This is a genomic window from Bradyrhizobium daqingense (genome assembly GCF_021044685.1).
In the GTDB taxonomy this organism is placed as follows: domain Bacteria; phylum Pseudomonadota; class Alphaproteobacteria; order Rhizobiales; family Xanthobacteraceae; genus Bradyrhizobium; species Bradyrhizobium daqingense.
The window spans coordinates 5,829,795-5,846,206 of sequence record NZ_CP088014.1; the positions used below are offsets into that span (position 1 = coordinate 5,829,795).

A 16,412-nucleotide genomic window follows, 5' to 3' on the forward strand; every position below is an offset into this window, starting at 1 on the left:
CACTTGGCGCGAGCCCGGAATCCATGGGACCACAGAGATCGCTGCACGATGGATTCCGGGCTCGCGACTTCGTCGCGCCCCGGAAATGACGGCAGTGCCTACCCCGCCACACCCTTGTTCTTCAGCACGAAGCATGCCCCGCCAGCCTTGCGGATGCGGCCGCACAGATCATCCGCCTCGTTACGCGTGTCGGCACCGATGCGCACCTGGTAGAACGCACGCGTGCCGCGGCTGCGCATCACCGAGCTCAGCAGGCTCGGATCGCGCTCACCGATCACGGCGCTGAGCCGCGTGACCGCGCGGGAATACATCGCCAGCGCCCTGTTGCGGTCGAAGCCGGCGGCGAGCTGGACGCCCCAGGCCTTCGCGGCCGCAAGCTCCACATGCTGCTCGAGCTCGGCAACGAAGGCATTCGGCGCGCGCTTGAGCAGCGCCATCAGATCGCGGCAGCTCGTCGGCGGCGAGCTCGGCGGGCCCTTGCCGGTCGCACCGGCCTTGGCCCACGCATCGACGCTCGTCCCGGTGATGGCGTAGACATAGTTGCGAGTTTGCTCCGGCATCCCGCCGGTGCCCGCGAGCCATTCCTGCACCCGGCGCGGCCCAGCATTGTAGGCGGCTGCAGCAAGGCCGAGATTGCCGAACTGGTTGCGCAGCTCGTTGAGAAATTCAGCGGACTTCGGCAACGCCTGCACCGGATTGAAGGGATCTAGCAGCCCGCGCTCGCTGGCCGTGCCCGGCATGAACTGCGCGATCCCCTGCGCATGTTCGCCGCTGCGCGTCATCGGCCCGACCGCATCGGCCTGGAAACGGCTCTCCTGCCAGATCACGCGCGCGAAGAACTCCAGCGGCAAATCATTGTCGCGCGCGGCCGCCTCCACGATCAAGCAGATCGATTCCCGCGTGTCACTCTCGCGGGCGTCTTTCGGTTTCTCCGCCGGCTTTGCGGGTTCTTCAGCGGCCTTCGCCGGCGCATCGGCGGGCGGCGTCTCCTCGGCTAGCGCCGATGACAGCACGAGGGCCTGGCACAGGACAGCGATAAACCGAGCTATTCGCATGGCATCGACGTAACAGGACAAATCGGACCTTGACTTGGAACCCCAGCCAACTAGCAACAGACGGCAGTATCAACGCAGGTCGGGCCTGATGGTGACAATCTTTTTTGATCTCGACGGCACGCTGACCGACCCCAAGCCCGGGATCACCCGCTCGATCCAATATGCTTTGGAACATCTCGGCGTCTCCGTGCCGAGCGAGGACGAACTGGCCTGGTGCATCGGCCCTCCCCTGCTTGCAAGCCTTCGAAAGCTCACCGGAACCGATGAGCTCGCCGACCGTGCGCTCCTGCTCTATCGCGAGCGCTTCAGCGACGTCGGCCTGTTCGAGAACGAGGCTTACAGCGGAATTACGGACACATTGTCGACGCTTGCAGCGACACGTCAGCGCATGTTCGTAGCAACCAGCAAGCCCGCCGTCTATGCCACGCGCATCGTCGATCATTTCGGCCTGAAACCGTATTTCGAGCGCGTGTTCGGCTCCGAGCTCGACGGCACGCGCGTCGACAAGCGCGACCTGCTCCGCTATGCGCTCGACGAGACCAACGTCGATCCGCAGCATGCAATCATGATCGGCGATCGCAGTCATGACGTGGTCGGCGCTCGCACCAACGGCATGACCGCCATCGGCGTGCTCTACGGCTATGGCAACGAAGCCGAGCTGCGGGAGGCCGGCGCGCATCACATCTGCGCCGCGCATCCCGAATTGCTAGGGCACTGCGCAGCCTAGTCGATCAGGCCCCGACCGTCTCCACCGCTGCCAGCATGCCCGTCTTCGGATGACAGTTGAGATATTCGAACAACTGCTCGTCGGCGGCTGCCACCGTCACCTCGTGGTAGAGCCGCAACTTGGCTGACGGCCCGAGCGTCGACAGATATTTCATCGCAGCACCGAAGATCCTGACATGGGTCGGATGCGACTCCGCCCAGCGTTCGAGCGCAGCGAGACTCCTCCACCAGCTCTGGCCGTAGGATTTTTCGGTCGCGCTGCCGTCGGCCGCCAGCACCTGCATGTAGCGGTTGGCGTAGCAGCCGATGGCAAGGCCGTCATCGCGCAGAAAGTTCATGCCTTGACGCAGCACCGGCTCGACATCGTCGAGATAGAGCTTGCGCTCGGATGCTCCAGTATCGCTCCAGTCCTGTCCGGAGCGGATCAGGCAAAGATTGTCGTACGCCACGACGCGCAGCCGCGCGCCGTCGCGGATCAGCTCCGGAGCACCGGCCGGCGCCATGGCATCGGTCTGCGACAGCGGGATACGGTCGCGCATGCCGCCCCAATAGGCGTGCTCCTGCACCTCGCCGCTCATGCCGTTGGCAATCACCGCAACGCCCTCCGCCCGATCGGGCGAGGAGAACAGCGTCTCGTGCCGCTCAACAGTGGGGCGCAGCACCTCGATGAAGGTGCCGACGCCCTCGCGCTGCCGCCCGGTCCACACCTCCCGCGCCGGCGCGAACCAGGCGTCGAAGCGCGCGACGTCGTTCCAATAGGCGACCGTGACGACGTTCTCGAAGCCGGACTGATCGACATAGCGCGCCTGGTCCCAGTGCGATGGACCGTTCTCCGAAGCGAACAGCCTTGCAATGTCTTTCAACGCGTCCGTCGCAGCCAGTGGCGCCGTGCCACGATATTGAACGCCGAAATAGGCCATCGCAACGCGGCTGACCGTAGGCTTGTAGCGCGCCACGAAGGATGGATATGGCGGCTGGTAGTCGTCGGGCACGCGCTTGTGGCGCGTGCGCGCCGTTTCGAGATGCAGAGGAATTGCGGATTCCATCATCGTGTCCTCCCCGCGATCAGCTCGCTGCCGCACCAATGTCCGTTGGCTCGACCATGTCGACCGGCAACGCGAACTGCTCGACGCGCTGGTATCGCTTCTTGTTGAGCAGGAGCCGCGTCACGTCGGGCCGCGAATAGTGCCCGGCGGGATCGGCGGCATTCTTGGCGATGCCGATGGCGCCGAGATCGATCTCGGCGATCAGCAGACCCTCCTGATCCGGCGCCAGCTTCTCGCCGATCTGGCTGCCGTCCGGCCCGTAGATCGCCGCGAAGCCGCCGCCGGCATGCAACAGCGCATGCTTATCGGGCCGGTCGCAGAGCTCGTCGATCATGGCTTGCGACACCGTCGCGCAAGGCGCCAGCACGAAGCAGGAGCCTTCCACCGCGTAGACGCGTGAAGCCGCATTGTTGACCTCGGCCCCGAGCGCCGGCGCAAAGGGATCGTAGAGCGAGAAGCTCGGCCACGCCGCGACATGCACCTGCTCGTTCTGGGCGTACATCGCGTATTTCGACAGCGGCTGGAGATGCTCCCAGCAGCACAGCGCGCCCAAGCGGCCGATGTCGGGCCGCGCATGCACGGCGAGATCGCTGCCGTCGCCCTCGCCATAGACGGTGCGCTCGGCATGGGTCGGCCGCAGCTTGCGGCGCTTGGCGATGGTCTCGCCGTCGGGCCCGATCAGCCATTGCGCCAGATAAAGGCTGCCGCCCTCGCGCTCCGACAGGCCGAGCACGGCGGTGAGCTTGGCCTTGCGTACGGCATCGCGCAGGCGCTCAGCTTGCGGGCTGTCATAGGACAGCGAATTGTCGAAGTAGCGCTGCACGAAGCCACGGCCGATCGCCCAGGCCGGCGAGTCCATCCAGATATGCCAGGGGTAACCGGGGATGAAGGCTTCGGGAAAGGCGATCAGCTTGGCGCCCTTTTCCGCGGCCTCCCTGATCAGCCCGATCGATTTGTCGATCGAGGCGTCGAGGTCGAGCCAGGCCGGTGCCGCCTGCACCACCGCCACGTTGTATTTCGGATGTTCGATGCCCATTGCCGCCTCCATTGCCGGTTGATCGGAAGCCACGTCCGATGCAGTCTATTTGGCCAAGCCGGGCGGCCAGGCGCTCGACCACGGCGGAACAAAAACTCGACTGCGAGCGATCGCCCGGTACGGAATTTGCCTCCGGTCAGGCTCGATCTGCGCCACCATGCTATTTTGCGGGATGTGAAAGGGAGGCTGTCCTGATGCCAATCCAGTTCACGACAGACGGCAGCCCGGGCTACCGGCGGCTCGCGCTCTGGCAGGATATCGTCTGTGACGTCTTCGTCGGGCTCGACTGCAAGTCGGACCTCGGCAGCGCCTTTCACGGCTCGGTGACGCAGGCCTCGCTCGGCAAGGCCGTGTGCTCCGAGGTTCGCTCCGACCGCCAGCACGTCTTCCGCACGCCCTCGCGCATCGCGCGCTCGGATCACGATTTCGTCCTGGTCGCGCTCGGCAATCGTGGCGATGGCGGCGTGGTGCAGGACGGCCGCGAGACCGTGATCCATCCCGGCGAGTTCGCGCTGTACGACACCACGCGACCATACGAGTTGAAGTTCAACGACAGCTTCACCCAGACCATCTTCAAGGTGCCGCGGGAGATGCTGCAACGCCGGCTCGGTGGCACCGAGACACTGACTGCGATCGCGTTCGGCGCTGATGTACCGCTCGAACGGCTCGCTTATGATTTCATCGTCAGACTCTGCCAGAGTGCCGACAGGCTGGCTCCGAACAACGCGGCCGCACTGTCGGAGCAAGCCGTCGATCTGCTTGCGATGGCATTGAGTGAACGGCTCGGCACGACGTCGCTGCCATCCTCGACCCACCGTTCCGCCCTGCTCTTTCGGCTGAAGGCGCACATCCGCGCGCATCTCGCCGATCCCGACCTCTCGCTCGCGGACACCGCGGCCGTGCTCGGCATCTCGCCGCGCTACGTCAACGACCTTCTCGCCGACGAGGACATCTCGTTCCAGCGCCACGTCCTTGCCGAGCGCCTCGCCCGATGCCGGCGCGACCTCGCCTCGCCGATGCTCGCCCATCGCCACATCAGTGAGATCGCGTTCGCCTGGGGCTTCAACGACCTCTCGCATTTCGGCCGCGTCTTCCGCGAGCATTTTGGGATGTCTCCACGCGACTTCAGGCAGAGCCAGCTGCGGCATTGATCTCGTTCCGGCTAGCCATCGCCTGCACGACTAGGCCAGTCGCAAGCAAAGCCGGTATGTGAGCGCGTGATAGGACGCGGCGCCTGCTTGCACTATCCTTCGACATCGAGCCGTACGGATCAATCGTCGGCCAGCAAGGAGCAGATCGATGGAATACCGACGCTTGGGCCGGTCAGGCCTCATGGTGCCTGCTTTGAGCCTGGGAACGGGCACCTTTGGCGGCGTCGGCCGCCTTGCTGCGTGGGGCACGACCGATGCGACCGAGGCCCGGCGCCTTCTGGACATCTGCCTCGAGGCCGGCGTGTCGATGTTCGACACCGCCAACGTCTATTCGCTCGGCGAGTCCGAGCGGGTGCTCGGCGAAGCCATCAAGGGCCGCCGCGACAAGGTCCTGATCTCGACCAAGGCGACCTTCCGCTTCGGCGATGGTCCCAACGACATCGGCTCGTCGCGGCAGAATCTGCTCAAAGCCATCGACGGTTCGCTGAGCCGGCTCGGCACCGATTACATCGACCTGTTCCAGCTCCATGGCTTCGATGCCTTCACCCCGCCCGAAGAGGTGCTCTCAACCCTCGACGTGCTCGTGCGCGCCGGCAAGATCCGTTACGTCGGCGTCTCGAATTTTTCGGGCTGGCACCTGATGAAGTCGCTGGCGGTCGCCGACAAGCACGGCTTCCCACGCTACGTCGCGAACCAGACCTACTATTCACTGATCGGGCGCGACTACGAATGGGAGCTGATGCCGCTGGGGCTCGACCAGGGATTGGGCGCCGTGGTCTGGTCGCCGCTTGGATGGGGCCGTCTCACCGGCAAGATCCGCCGCGGCCAGCCGAAGCCCGAGGTGAGCCGCCTGCCCAAGACCGCCGAGTTCGGCCCGCCGGTGCCGGACGAGCATGTCTATCGTGTCGTCGATGCCATCGACGAGATCGCGAAGGAGACCGGCAAGAGCGTCTCGCAGATCGCGCTGAACTGGCTGCTGCAGCGCCCCACGGTCTCGACACTGATCATCGGCGCCCGCAACGAGACGCAGCTGCGCGAAAATCTCGGCGCGGTCGGCTGGTCCTTGACCAAGGACCAGGTCGCAAAGCTCGATGCCGCGAGCAAGGTGACGCTGCCCTATCCCTATTGGCACCAGCGCACGACCTTTACCGACCGCAATCCGCCGGCGGTGTAGGCACCTCTCCAAGCACGAAATCACGGACAGGCTCGCGAAGGCCGCCGATGCCCTGCCGCGCCCGGGGAACCAGACTTCGACATGGGAACTGTCCGTGTCCTGCCGGGTTGCGATCCATCCTGCGATTTCCTATCCGGAGGTGAGCCACGGCTCGGATCAAGCGCGCTCTCATCATGTCGTCCGCACCCGTCGAGCATGCCGACGGCCTGCCGCAGCCGCAGCGCAACCAGGCGGTCCTGACCATTGCGCTCGGCATCATCATGGCGGTGGTCGACAGCGCCATCGCCAATGTGGCGCTGCCAACGATCGCGGCCGACCTCGATGCGAGCCCGGCCTTCTCGATCTGGATCGTCAACGGCTACCAGCTCGCGATCACGATCTCGCTGCTGCCGCTGGCGTCGCTCGGCGAGATCGTCGGCTATCGCCGCGTCTATCTCGTCGGACTGGTGCTGTTCACGATTGCGTCCGCCTTTTGCGCGCTGGCGCACACGCTGCCGCTGCTGACGCTCGCGCGCATCCTCCAGGGCTTTGGTGCGGCCGGGATCATGAGCGTCAACGCGGCGCTGGTGCGCTTCACCTATCCGCGCAGTCAGCTCGGCCGCGGCATCGGGCTCAACGCGCTCGTGGTCGCCTTCTCGGCCGCGGTCGGTCCGACGCTCGCGGCCGGCATTCTCGCGGTCGGAAGCTGGCCGTGGCTGTTCGCCATCAACGTGCCGCTCGGCGCGGTGACGTTGCTGATCGGCCTGCGCAGCCTGCCGCACACCAAGCCCGCGACTCGTTCCTTCGACTGGCAGAGCGCAGGCCTGTCCGCGATCACGTTCGGCGTCGGCATCGCGGCGGTCGACAGCGTCGGTCATGGCCAGGCCGCGATCACCTGCCTCGTGCAGTTCGCCATCGCGCTCGTCGCCGGGGCGCTGCTGATCTATCGCGAAACGCACATGACCTCGCCGCTGTTGCCGGTCGATCTGTTGCGCATCCCGGTGTTCGCGCTGTCGATTGCGACCTCGATCGCATCGTTCTGCGGGCAGATGCTGGCCTTCGTCGCGATCCCCTTCTACCTCCAGAGCCGCTTCGGCTATTCGGCGGTGCACATGGGCCTGTTGATCACGCCCTGGCCGATCGCGGTGGCGTTCGCAGCACCGCTTGCCGGCCGTCTGGTCGAGCATTATCCGGCCGGCCTGCTCGGCGGCATCGGGCTCACGCTGTTTGCCTGTGGCCTTGCCGCGCTGGCTTTCCTGCCCGCAAGCCCGACGCCGCTCGACGTGATCTGGCGCATGGCGCTGGCCGGCGCCGGCTTCGGCCTGTTCCAGACCCCCAACAACCGCACCATGATCGCGGCCGCCCCGCGCGAGCGCGCCGGCGGCGCCAGCGGCATGCTGGGCACGGCGCGGCTGCTCGGGCAGACCACGGGCGCTGCGCTGGTCGCGCTGCTCCTCGGGCGGTATCCGGTGGAGGGCACCAGGCTGGCGCTTCTCGCCGGCGTCGGATTTGCGCTCTGCGGCGCTGTGCTGAGCATGCTGCGCCTGTCGCCTGCGGGCGCACGCGGCGCCGAGCACGTCCGCGTGCAGGACGATCAGCGCTTGCGCGGCGAATAGCGCGGGCCCACGCCCAGGCTATGGCTGTTTTCGTGCACAACCCCTGCGTGGCTTAACTATTCAGACCTATTGCCTATTGCCCTCCCGCTCCGGTTGCGCTTCAGTGACGGCGGGACAAGGGGCATTTCATGCGTTTATTTGGAATTGTGGCGCTCAGCGTCATGCTGGGCGGCTGCGCGTCTGTCACGCGCGGCACTACCGAGAATATCAGCATCTCATCGACACCGTCGGGCGTGGAAGCAGTCGTGAGCGGGCTTGAAGTGCCCACCACCTGCACCACGCCATGCGCCATCGTCGCCAAACGCAGTGCCGACATCACGATCACCTTCGAGAAGGAAGGCTATCAATCGCAGACGGTGCAACTTACGAAGGAAGTGTCTGGCACGGGCGCCGCCGGCTTCGCCGGCAATCTCCTGGCGGGCGGCGTCATCGGCATGGGAGTTGATGCAGCGACGGGCGCGGCAACCGATCACAAGCCGAATCCGGTCATCGTAACGATGCAACCGACCGTCCCGCGTGCCGCACCGCGCGCGCCGAAGAAGCCGCGGCCGGCCCATGCGCCGGAGGCCGGCACGTAAGGGGCTTTCCGCGGTCCGATACCAACACCAACAAGAAGGCCGGCTTTTCAGCCGGCCTTTTCGATTTCGTCACACGCCGATCAGACCTTGACCAGCGGCCCCTTCGAGGTCGGCCCCTTCGAGCCGCCGGGGCCGCCCGGCTTGGACTTGCCCGGCGGACGCTTGCGGGTGCCGGGCAGCTTCTCCTGCTTCGGCGTGACCGGACCGTCGAGGAATTCGAAGCCGATCTTCTCCTTGGTCTCGTCGGCCTCGTCCTTGACGAGAACGACGCGAACATGGCCGCCGCCCTTGAGCTTGCCGAACAGCACCTCGTCGGCCAGCGGCTTCTTGATGTGCTCCTGGATCACGCGGGCCATGGGGCGTGCCCCCATCTGCTCGTCGTAGCCATGCTGGACCAGCCAGGCCTTGGCGGGCTCGGACAGCTCGATGGTGACGTCGCGATCGCCGAGCTGCGCCTCGAGCTGAAGCACGAACTTCTCGACCACGGTGCCGATCACCTCGACGCTGAGATGGCCGAACGAGACGATGGCATCGAGGCGGTTGCGGAATTCGGGCGCGAACTGCCGGTTGATCGCCTCGTGGTCGTCGCCTTCCCGCTTCGAGCGGGTGAAGCCAAACGCCTGCTTGGCGAGATCCGCCGCGCCGGCATTCGTCGTCATGATCAGGATCACGTTGCGGAAGTTGACCTGCTTGCCGTTGTGATCGGTGAGCCGGCCGTGATCCATGATCTGGAGCAACACGTTGTAGAGATCCGGATGCGCCTTCTCGATCTCGTCCAGCAGCACCACGCAATGCGGATGCTGATCGACGCCATCGGTGAGCAGGCCGCCCTGGTCGAACCCGACATAGCCGGGAGGCGCGCCGATCAGGCGCGACACGGTGTGTCGCTCCATGTATTCCGACATGTCGAAGCGCAAGAGCTCGACGCCGAGCGTCGCCGCGAGCTGCTTGGCGACTTCGGTCTTGCCGACGCCGGTGGGCCCTGAGAACAGGTAGCACCCGATCGGCTTCTCCGGTTCGCGCAGGCCGGCACGCGCCAGCTTGATCGAAGCGGCGAGCGACTCGATCGCCTTGTCCTGGCCGAACACGGTGCGCTTCAGGGTCTGCTCGAGATGTTTGAGCACCTCGGCGTCGTCCTTCGACACGCTCTTCGGCGGGATCCGCGCCATCGAGGCGATCGTGGTCTCGATCTCCTTGATGCCGATGGTCTTCTTGCGCTTGTTCTCGGCCACCAGCATCTGCGCCGCACCGGACTCGTCGATCACGTCAATCGCCTTGTCCGGCAGCTTGCGGTCGTGGATGTAGCGCGAGGAGAGCTGCACCGCGGCCTCGATCGCCTCATTGGTGTACTTCAGACGGTGATAGTCCTCGAAGTACGGCTTGAGGCCCTTGAGGATCGCGATCGCGTCCTCGACCGTCGGCTCGTTGATGTCGATCTTCTGGAAGCGCCGCACCAGCGCGCGGTCCTTCTCGAAGTGCTGGCGGTACTCCTTGTAGGTGGTGGAGCCCATGCAGCGGATCGTGCCCGAGGCCAGAGCCGGCTTGAGCAGGTTCGAGGCGTCCATCGCCCCGCCCGACGTCGCGCCCGCACCGATCACGGTGTGGATCTCGTCGATGAACAGGATGGCGTTGGGATGCGCCTCGAGCTCCTTCAGCACCTGCTTCAGGCGCTCCTCGAAGTCGCCGCGATAGCGCGTGCCTGCGAGCAGCGTGCCCATGTCGAGCGAGAACACGGTGGCGGCCGCGAGCACCTCCGGCACCTCGCTGTCGACGATGCGCTTGGCGAGACCTTCCGCGATCGCGGTCTTGCCGACACCGGCTTCGCCGACGAACAGCGGATTGTTCTTCTGTCGGCGGCACAGCACCTGGATCGCGCGGTTGATCTCGGAGTTGCGTCCGATCACCGGATCGATCTTGCCGTCGCGCGCCTTCTTGTTGAGGTTGACGCAATAGGTCTCGAGCGCCTCGCCCTTCTTCTTGGCGTCCTCGTTGCCCTTGGTCTCGGTCTCCTCGTCGACGCCGCGCACGGGCCGCGCTTCGGAGACGCCCGGCCGCTTGGCGATGCCGTGGCTGATGTAGTTGACCGCGTCGTAGCGCGTCATGTCCTGCTCCTGCAGGAAATACGCGGCATGGCTTTCCCGCTCGGCGAAGATCGCGATCAGCACGTTGGCGCCGGTCACCTCTTCGCGGCCGGACGACTGCACGTGGATCACGGCGCGCTGGATCACACGCTGGAAGCCGGCGGTCGGCTTGGCGTCGTCGGCGCCATCCGTCACCAGATTCTCGAATTCGGTCTCAAGATAGTTGACGAGGCTCGTACGGAGCTTGTCGAGATCGACGCTACAGGCGCGCATGACCGCGGCTGCATCGGAGTCGTCGATCAAAGAAAGCAAGAGATGCTCGAGCGTCGCGTATTGGTGATGACGCTCGTTTGCGATCGCCAGCGCACGATGCAGGGATTGTTCAAGGCTTTGGGAAAAAGTCGGCATTCGCGTCCTCTATGGCCCCCACCATCATGGTCGTGATCGCCCGGTCAGGCAACAACAACCTTTGTCACATATAGTTATACAAGATCGCGGCGAAAGACCGGTTCCGCGACTCCGCAGCTAGCCACCTGCGCTATTCTCGATGCAAAACCCGTTCCGATTTGGGCGGGACCAGCGCCGGCGCAGAATTCCGCGAGCTTCCCGGCTGCAATGGGCATTGCGCGCACATCGGACGCGACGATCACGCCGCGACATACGCAACGAAAGCCGGCTTCGAACGCGCCGCGAGAGGTCCTACTTCTTTTCCATCACGCATTGCAGCGGATGCTGGTGCTTGCGGGCGAAATCCATCACCTGCGTCACCTTGGTCTCGGCAATCTCGTAGGTGAACACACCACACTCGCCGATCCCGTGATGATGGACGTGGAGCATGATCTTGGTCGCGGCCTCGACGTCCTTCTGGAAGAACTTCTCCAGCACATGGACGACGAATTCCATCGGCGTGTAGTCGTCATTGAGGATCAGCACACGATACAGGTTCGGCCGCTTGGTCTTGGGCTTGACCTTGGTGATGACGGAGGTGTTCGGCCCCGTCGGACCATTGGAACGATTGTCGTCATTGCTCATCCGGGGAGCACGGGCCGCGACAGACGCGGACAGATCGAGGCTGGAAATCAGTTGCGGCATGGCACAGGCGTTCAAAATTCCCCACGGAAGCGATGACGGTTGCCGCGCGCCCCGCTCTTCGGAGCCTTGCGCAGGCGCGCCGCCTTGTTGGATCGCCGCTCCCGACGGATCCGGTCGAAGCCGGATCGTTCGCTAGCAATATGGGCCCGCCTCCGGCTTGCCGCAAGCACGCAAAAGTCCGGCCGATGCGGCCGCAGCGGCGCCGATTCCGGCCCGGCGATCTCCGGCGAGGTTAATCAATCTCGGCCGGTTTGACAAAAATTTCCGCCGCCCCAGTTTAGAACGGATTGATCAGGAACCCGGCACCGGATGCGGCCCGCGAGGTTTCGCGCAGAGGCATCTCCGGTTTTCTACGGTCCGATTTACCAACGCTCGAACTGGCGTCGCCGACCAGCCGTGGACAACGGCCACGCCGGCAAGCATGACGATCGATGTGCTCCAAGCGCGGCGAGCTGACGCATTCATCGCGCGCAAACAAAAAGCCCGGCTGATTCAGCCGGGCTTTCAATTCCAGGACGTTCTGGAAACTTAGTGAGCGGCCGGGGTGAACTTCGACACGATGGTCTCGACCGGCTTGAACGCCTGCTTGGCGAGGTCGCTGTAGAGGCCGGCGATCTTCTGCGATTCCGCGACGAAGGTCTCGTAGGCGGAACGAGCGAAATCGGTCTGCGCTTCCACGGCCTTGTCCAGCGACTTCACGCCGGAAAGCTTCTCGACGAAGGACTTGGTGTCTTCGAACGACTTCTTGGTGTAGTCGCCATAGGCGCTGGCGATCGCCTGAAGGCCGTGCTGCACCGAGGTCGCGGACGCGACGCACTGCTCGAACTGCTCTTTCCCGTAGTTCTGAAAGTCTTCAACCTTGAACATGTCGGAATCCCTTTTCCCTGGCTCTCGTCGGGAAGCCCCGGCTCCCTGACCCTGCCCATAATTAGTGCAACGCACAATAAAGTCAAGAATCTTGTGCGACGCACAAAAATAGATCGAAATCGCAGAGATTCCCGGGGTTTCCCGCAAGGGTTCCTTAAGCTTTTGGAAACCGCCGCCCCCTACCTTGATTCCCTGGACGTGTTCACTTCCGCAAGCGGTCAAAGCCGTTTGAGAACATCACCTTAGCCAGAACAGCGGCTCAGGCCCAACGTCTCCCGCGGCGAACACCAGCGGATGGACAGCCTGAGCAGGTAATGATCCCGGGTCGAGTGGGCACAATTTCGCCTCACGAGCCGGTGATCAAGTCAGAAACGGGGACGGGGTTCCATGCTTCGTAACAACTTGTCTTCCTCGCGCTGGGCGCGGGTTGGCGTTTTCGGGCTTATTACGGTCACCACCGCAGTCATCTTCACCGCCGACGCTGCGGAAGCGCGGCGCCACCGCCGGCATTATGCGCACCACAAGGTGCAGCGCGATGTGTCGGAGAGCTCCAGCCCGAAATTCGCGTCCATCATTGTCGATGGCAATTCCGGTGCCGTGCTCCAGTCGACCAGCCCCGACGCGCTGCGCCACCCCGCCTCGCTCACCAAGATCATGACGCTCTATTTGCTGTTCGAGCGCCTCGAGTCCGGCAAGCTGAAGCTCGACACCGAGATGCCGGTGTCCAAGCACGCGGCCGACCAGGATCCGACCAAGCTCAATCTGCGCGCCGGGCAGACCATCCGTGTCGAAGACGCGATCAAGGGCCTCGTGACGCGCTCCGCCAATGACGCCGCCGTAGTCATCGCAGAAGCGATCGCCGGAGACGAACACGACTTCGCCCAGATGATGACGCGCAAGGCGCGCTCGCTCGGCATGTCCAAGACGGTGTACCGCAACGCCAACGGCCTTCCCAACGACGAGCAGGTCACGACCGCGCGCGACCAGGCCACGCTCGGCCGCGCCATCCAGGAGCGCTTCCCGCGCTACTATCGCTATTTCGCGACCTCGACCTTCAACTGGCGCGGTCAGTCTATCCGCAACCACAATCGCCTGCTCGGCAGTGTCGAGGGCGTGGACGGGATCAAGACCGGCTACACCCGCGCCTCCGGCTTCAATCTCGTCAGCTCGATGCGCCGCGGCAATCGCCACCTGATCGGCGTCGTGCTCGGCGGCCGCAGCGGCGGCTCGCGCGACGCCATCATGCGCAACCTGCTCGCGGAGAATGTCGAGAAGGGCGCGACCACTCGCACCGTCGTCGCAGTCACCGAGCGCAACGGCGCTGACGCCAGCACCGACGTCGCCGACGCGTCCAATATCCCGGCACGCCCCCCGGCTCAGGTTCAAGCCGCGGCGCCCCCCGCCCCGGAAGCCGCTCCGTCGCGCCTCGCCGCCCGCCTGTCGACGCTTGCCGCTGCGACTGCCGCGATGCCGCCGGCCCAACCCAGAGCTGAAGCAAGCAAGCCTGAAGTCCGCCCGACGGAATCCAGGATCGAGCCGGCACCGCTCACCAACGGTGTGATCTCCAGCCAGCCGCTGTCCATCATTCCTGGCTCGTCCGAGCCCATGAAGCCGGTCCGGGTCAAGACGGTTCAGGTCAAGGCCGGGCCCGTGAAAGTCGCCTCCGCCGCTCCCGCTCCGGTGTCGCCGCCGGTCACCAACACCGTTCCGTCGCGGTCCGAGGTCGCCGAGACCTCCGGCGCCGTCGTGGCCCGTGCAGATCTCATCAACAAGCCGGAGATCGTAAGCCAGCCGGAAGCGCCGAAGGCCGAGATCGCCCGCACCGAGCTGCCGCGCCAGCCGGCTGGCTTCGGCACCGGCAACGGCATTCTCGGGGTGCTGCCGGCCGCAACCGCCGCCGCGCCCGCCCCGGCCGCTCCGAAGCTTGCTTCCGCGGATCCTGCGCCGCAGCCGATCCAGATGAGCGCCATGACCAAGCCGGCCATCACCCACAGCGGCTGGATCGTGCAGGTCGGCGCGCTCGAGAGCGAGACGGAAGCCCAGCAGCGCATCGACGCCGCCCGCAGCTCGGCCCGGGGCCTGCTCAGCAAGGCCGACCCGTTCACCGAGCCGGTCGTCGCCAAGGACAACCGCAAGCTCTACCGTGCGCGCTTCGCCGGGCTCGAGCGCGATCAGGCCGAAGCCGTCTGCCGCACCCTCAAGCGCGCCGAGATCTCCTGCATCACCGTCCGCAACTGAGCTCTCCACCCCTTCCGAGCAAAATGCCCGCGCCTCGCGCGGGCATTTTTGTTTTCGGCGCACGGTGAGCGGAAGTCTTTTCCGCGACAACCTCTCGTCAAGAATTTACAGTTAAAATTTTGCTCAAGGGATCGACCACGCCGACAATGGCGGGCATCGGGGCGACGGCAAACGGAGCAAGCGGAGCTCACACGGTACGAGCGTTTGTGGCGTGGTGCCGGAGTCAGCCGTTATGCGTACGAAGCAGAGTATCCTTGGCCTCGTTTACACGGGCAGCGAGATACGTCGAGCCCCCTTGGTCGGGATGGAGTTTCTTCATCAGGGACTTGTGAGCCCGGCTGATGTCGTCGCGCCCCGCGCCCGGCTGCAAGCCAAGGATCTGATAGGCTTCCTCCGTCGTCATTTTGCCGCTCGCCGCCGTGCGGCGCTGCCGCCCTGTCGCATCGGCTTGCGCGTTCTGACGCCAAGCGGGAAACCGGCGGTCCAGATAGCTTTCAAGTAAGGCCACGCTCTCGGCATCGAACGCCGGCACCAGCGCCAGCAGTCCGGCGAGATCGAAGTCGGCGAGATCGCGCCCGGCGTGAGGTCCGGCAACGATCCGGCCCGTCAATTGGCCGGTGTCGTGGTCGAGCCGCATGTCGAGGTATTGCGAGCGCACCCGCGAAGCCTGTCCGGACGGACGCGTTGCGCCGCCGCCGAACAGGCCTCCGACGTTACCGAAGCCGGCATTGGCCAGGGGTGTCCAGCCGAGCAGGCCGGCACCGAAGAGTCCGAGCGGAATCGCGACCGCCAGCTCGCCCCGCAGGCCCGTGAACGCGGCGACCGCCAGCGCCAACACGCCGCCGCCGAATTTGAGAACGCGGGCCAACGCCGCCGGATTGGCGGAGCGGAACATCTGGAGCAGCAGGTAAAGCGTGATAACAGCGACAGCGCCGGCAATCAGGGTCATGCCCGGAATATAGTCGCCCTGCCGTCAAAATGCATCGCGTCCGCTGCCGCAGCGGCCGCACCATCGCTACTTCATCTGGCCGATCAGCTTTGCTGCGCCGCTCGCCGTCTTCGCCAATGCCAACAGCGCGTCGCGGCCGCCGGCCGCGTAAGCCGCGGCGGCCCGCAACAGCTCGCGCAGCTGCGCCGCAGCACCGGGATCGAACCGGCACCAGGCACCACCAGTCAAGCGCGCGATCTCTCGAAAGGCCTGCTCGGCCACGGCGTCATGGCCCTCCTGAAACACGAACACCGGCACCTTGAGCATGCCGAGCTCGCCGGCCTTGACGCTGAGTTCGTCGATGTTCTCCTCCATGGCATCGCCGACGAAGACCACGGCACGCACGCCGGATGCGACCGCCTCGCGCCTCGCCTCGCTCAGCACCTTGCCGATCTGGGTGTCGCCGCCGCGGCAATCGATCTTGCTCATCAGTGCCGCGAGCTTCGCGCTATCGGAGATCCACGCGGTGGCGCGGCACTCGTCGAGACCGCGATAATAGACCAGCCGGATGTCGAGACTGCCGAGCGCCGCGGTCTCGCGAAACATGTCGGCCTGGAGCGCACAGGCCATGTCCCAGGTCGGCTGCCGGCTCATCGTCGCATCCAGCGCGAAGATCAGCCGTCCTTTCGCCCCGGGCGCATGCGGTGACAGCGCGCGAGCCTTGGCGACGAAGGCGGCAATGTCCTCCGAGGTCGAGGTACCAGCCTGCGGCACCGCGCCGGTCTTCGTCGAGACGGCATCACCGCGCGGCTTGGTAGGTTCGCCCGACATCGCTGCTCAATCCT

14 protein-coding genes are annotated in these 16,412 nt (G+C 65.2%); 6 read left to right on the plus strand and 8 right to left on the minus strand.

Annotated elements, in window-relative coordinates; genetic code table 11:
• Nucleotides 1–98: 98 nt before the first annotated feature.
• A complete protein-coding gene (locus tag LPJ38_RS27690; protein WP_145629936.1) occupies nt 99–1,055 on the minus strand; it encodes a lytic transglycosylase domain-containing protein in 957 nt (318 codons plus the stop codon).
• 88 nt (nt 1,056–1,143) lie between these two features.
• Between LPJ38_RS27690 and LPJ38_RS27695 the strand changes: the two genes are divergently transcribed.
• Nucleotides 1,144–1,782 (plus strand): HAD family hydrolase, encoded by a 639-nt coding sequence (locus tag LPJ38_RS27695; RefSeq protein ID WP_145629935.1) that lies wholly within the window; start codon nt 1,144–1,146, stop codon nt 1,780–1,782.
• A gap of 4 nt (nt 1,783–1,786) precedes the next feature.
• On the opposite strand, the gene LPJ38_RS27700 is transcribed toward LPJ38_RS27695, so the two are convergent.
• Both LPJ38_RS27700 and LPJ38_RS27705 read right to left on the minus strand, forming a co-directional pair.
• Nucleotides 1,787–2,827, minus strand: a complete 1,041-nt coding sequence (locus LPJ38_RS27700; protein WP_145630164.1) for a phenylacetaldoxime dehydratase family protein — start codon at nt 2,825–2,827, stop codon at nt 1,787–1,789.
• 19 nt (nt 2,828–2,846) lie between these two features.
• Entirely contained in the window at nt 2,847–3,863 is a 1,017-nt protein-coding gene (locus tag LPJ38_RS27705; protein WP_145629934.1) for a carbon-nitrogen hydrolase family protein, read from the minus strand.
• Nucleotides 3,864–4,057: 194 nt separating this feature from the next.
• Here LPJ38_RS27705 and LPJ38_RS27710 point away from each other — a divergent pair, with 194 nt between their 5' ends.
• The 4 genes from LPJ38_RS27710 (at nt 4,058) to LPJ38_RS27725 (ending at nt 8,361) form a co-directional block, all read left to right on the plus strand.
• Entirely contained in the window at nt 4,058–5,014 is a 957-nt protein-coding gene (locus tag LPJ38_RS27710) for an AraC-like ligand-binding domain-containing protein (protein WP_145629933.1), read from the plus strand.
• A gap of 148 nt (nt 5,015–5,162) precedes the next feature.
• Nucleotides 5,163–6,188 carry an aldo/keto reductase gene (locus tag LPJ38_RS27715; RefSeq protein WP_145629932.1) on the plus strand — a complete coding sequence of 342 codons (1,026 nt, stop codon included), beginning with the start codon at nt 5,163–5,165 and terminating at the stop codon, nt 6,186–6,188.
• A 173-nt stretch (nt 6,189–6,361) separates the two neighbouring features.
• Nucleotides 6,362–7,783: an MFS transporter gene (locus tag LPJ38_RS27720; protein ID WP_145629931.1), complete on the plus strand. Its 1,422-nt coding sequence runs from the start codon at nt 6,362–6,364 to the stop codon at nt 7,781–7,783.
• Nucleotides 7,784–7,911: 128 nt separating this feature from the next.
• Nucleotides 7,912–8,361: a PEGA domain-containing protein gene (locus LPJ38_RS27725; RefSeq protein WP_145629930.1), complete on the plus strand. Its 450-nt coding sequence runs from the start codon at nt 7,912–7,914 to the stop codon at nt 8,359–8,361.
• 80 nt (nt 8,362–8,441) lie between these two features.
• Here the strand turns inward: LPJ38_RS27725 and clpA are convergent, their stop codons facing one another.
• The 3 genes from clpA to LPJ38_RS27740 form a co-directional block, all read right to left on the minus strand.
• Nucleotides 8,442–10,850 (minus strand): ATP-dependent Clp protease ATP-binding subunit ClpA, encoded by a 2,409-nt coding sequence (gene clpA / locus LPJ38_RS27730; RefSeq protein ID WP_060736298.1) that lies wholly within the window; start codon nt 10,848–10,850, stop codon nt 8,442–8,444.
• Nucleotides 10,851–11,141: 291 nt separating this feature from the next.
• Complete coding sequence (gene clpS / locus LPJ38_RS27735) at nt 11,142–11,474, minus strand: ATP-dependent Clp protease adapter ClpS (RefSeq protein ID WP_008548646.1); 333 nt, start codon at nt 11,472–11,474, stop codon at nt 11,142–11,144.
• Between the two features lie 588 nt (nt 11,475–12,062).
• The gene (locus tag LPJ38_RS27740) at nt 12,063–12,401 is read right to left on the minus strand and encodes a phasin family protein (RefSeq protein ID WP_145629928.1); all 339 of its coding nucleotides are present in this window, start codon (nt 12,399–12,401) and stop codon (nt 12,063–12,065) included.
• Nucleotides 12,402–12,788: 387 nt separating this feature from the next.
• Here LPJ38_RS27740 and LPJ38_RS27745 point away from each other — a divergent pair, with 387 nt between their 5' ends.
• On the plus strand, nt 12,789–14,639 hold the full coding sequence (locus LPJ38_RS27745) for a D-alanyl-D-alanine carboxypeptidase (protein ID WP_145629927.1): 1,851 nt from the start codon (nt 12,789–12,791) through the stop codon (nt 14,637–14,639).
• Between the two features lie 223 nt (nt 14,640–14,862).
• Here the strand turns inward: LPJ38_RS27745 and LPJ38_RS27750 are convergent, their stop codons facing one another.
• Together LPJ38_RS27750 and LPJ38_RS27755 are read right to left on the minus strand one after the other, a co-directional pair.
• On the minus strand, nt 14,863–15,588 hold the full coding sequence (locus LPJ38_RS27750; RefSeq protein ID WP_145629926.1) for a DnaJ domain-containing protein: 726 nt from the start codon (nt 15,586–15,588) through the stop codon (nt 14,863–14,865).
• Nucleotides 15,589–15,654: 66 nt separating this feature from the next.
• The gene (locus tag LPJ38_RS27755; RefSeq protein WP_145629925.1) at nt 15,655–16,398 is read right to left on the minus strand and encodes a VWA domain-containing protein; all 744 of its coding nucleotides are present in this window, start codon (nt 16,396–16,398) and stop codon (nt 15,655–15,657) included.
• Between the last annotated feature and the right edge of the window lie 14 nt (nt 16,399–16,412).

Coding starts and splice junctions, on each gene's coding strand:
- LPJ38_RS27715 (WP_145629932.1), top strand. CDS start 5,163: ATGGAATACCGACGCTTGGGCCGGTCAGGCCTCATGGTGCCTGCTTTG.
- clpA (WP_060736298.1), bottom strand. CDS start 10,850: ATGCCGACTTTTTCCCAAAGCCTTGAACAATCCCTGCATCGTGCGCTG.
- LPJ38_RS27720 (WP_145629931.1), top strand. CDS start 6,362: ATGTCGTCCGCACCCGTCGAGCATGCCGACGGCCTGCCGCAGCCGCAG.
- LPJ38_RS27710 (WP_145629933.1), top strand. CDS start 4,058: ATGCCAATCCAGTTCACGACAGACGGCAGCCCGGGCTACCGGCGGCTC.
- LPJ38_RS27745 (WP_145629927.1), top strand. CDS start 12,789: ATGCTTCGTAACAACTTGTCTTCCTCGCGCTGGGCGCGGGTTGGCGTT.
- LPJ38_RS27705 (WP_145629934.1), bottom strand. CDS start 3,863: ATGGGCATCGAACATCCGAAATACAACGTGGCGGTGGTGCAGGCGGCA.
- clpS (WP_008548646.1), bottom strand. CDS start 11,474: ATGAGCAATGACGACAATCGTTCCAATGGTCCGACGGGGCCGAACACC.
- LPJ38_RS27725 (WP_145629930.1), top strand. CDS start 7,912: ATGCGTTTATTTGGAATTGTGGCGCTCAGCGTCATGCTGGGCGGCTGC.
- LPJ38_RS27695 (WP_145629935.1), top strand. CDS start 1,144: ATGGTGACAATCTTTTTTGATCTCGACGGCACGCTGACCGACCCCAAG.
- LPJ38_RS27740 (WP_145629928.1), bottom strand. CDS start 12,401: ATGTTCAAGGTTGAAGACTTTCAGAACTACGGGAAAGAGCAGTTCGAG.
- LPJ38_RS27755 (WP_145629925.1), bottom strand. CDS start 16,398: ATGTCGGGCGAACCTACCAAGCCGCGCGGTGATGCCGTCTCGACGAAG.
- LPJ38_RS27690 (WP_145629936.1), bottom strand. CDS start 1,055: ATGCGAATAGCTCGGTTTATCGCTGTCCTGTGCCAGGCCCTCGTGCTG.
- LPJ38_RS27700 (WP_145630164.1), bottom strand. CDS start 2,827: ATGGAATCCGCAATTCCTCTGCATCTCGAAACGGCGCGCACGCGCCAC.
- LPJ38_RS27750 (WP_145629926.1), bottom strand. CDS start 15,588: ATGACCCTGATTGCCGGCGCTGTCGCTGTTATCACGCTTTACCTGCTG.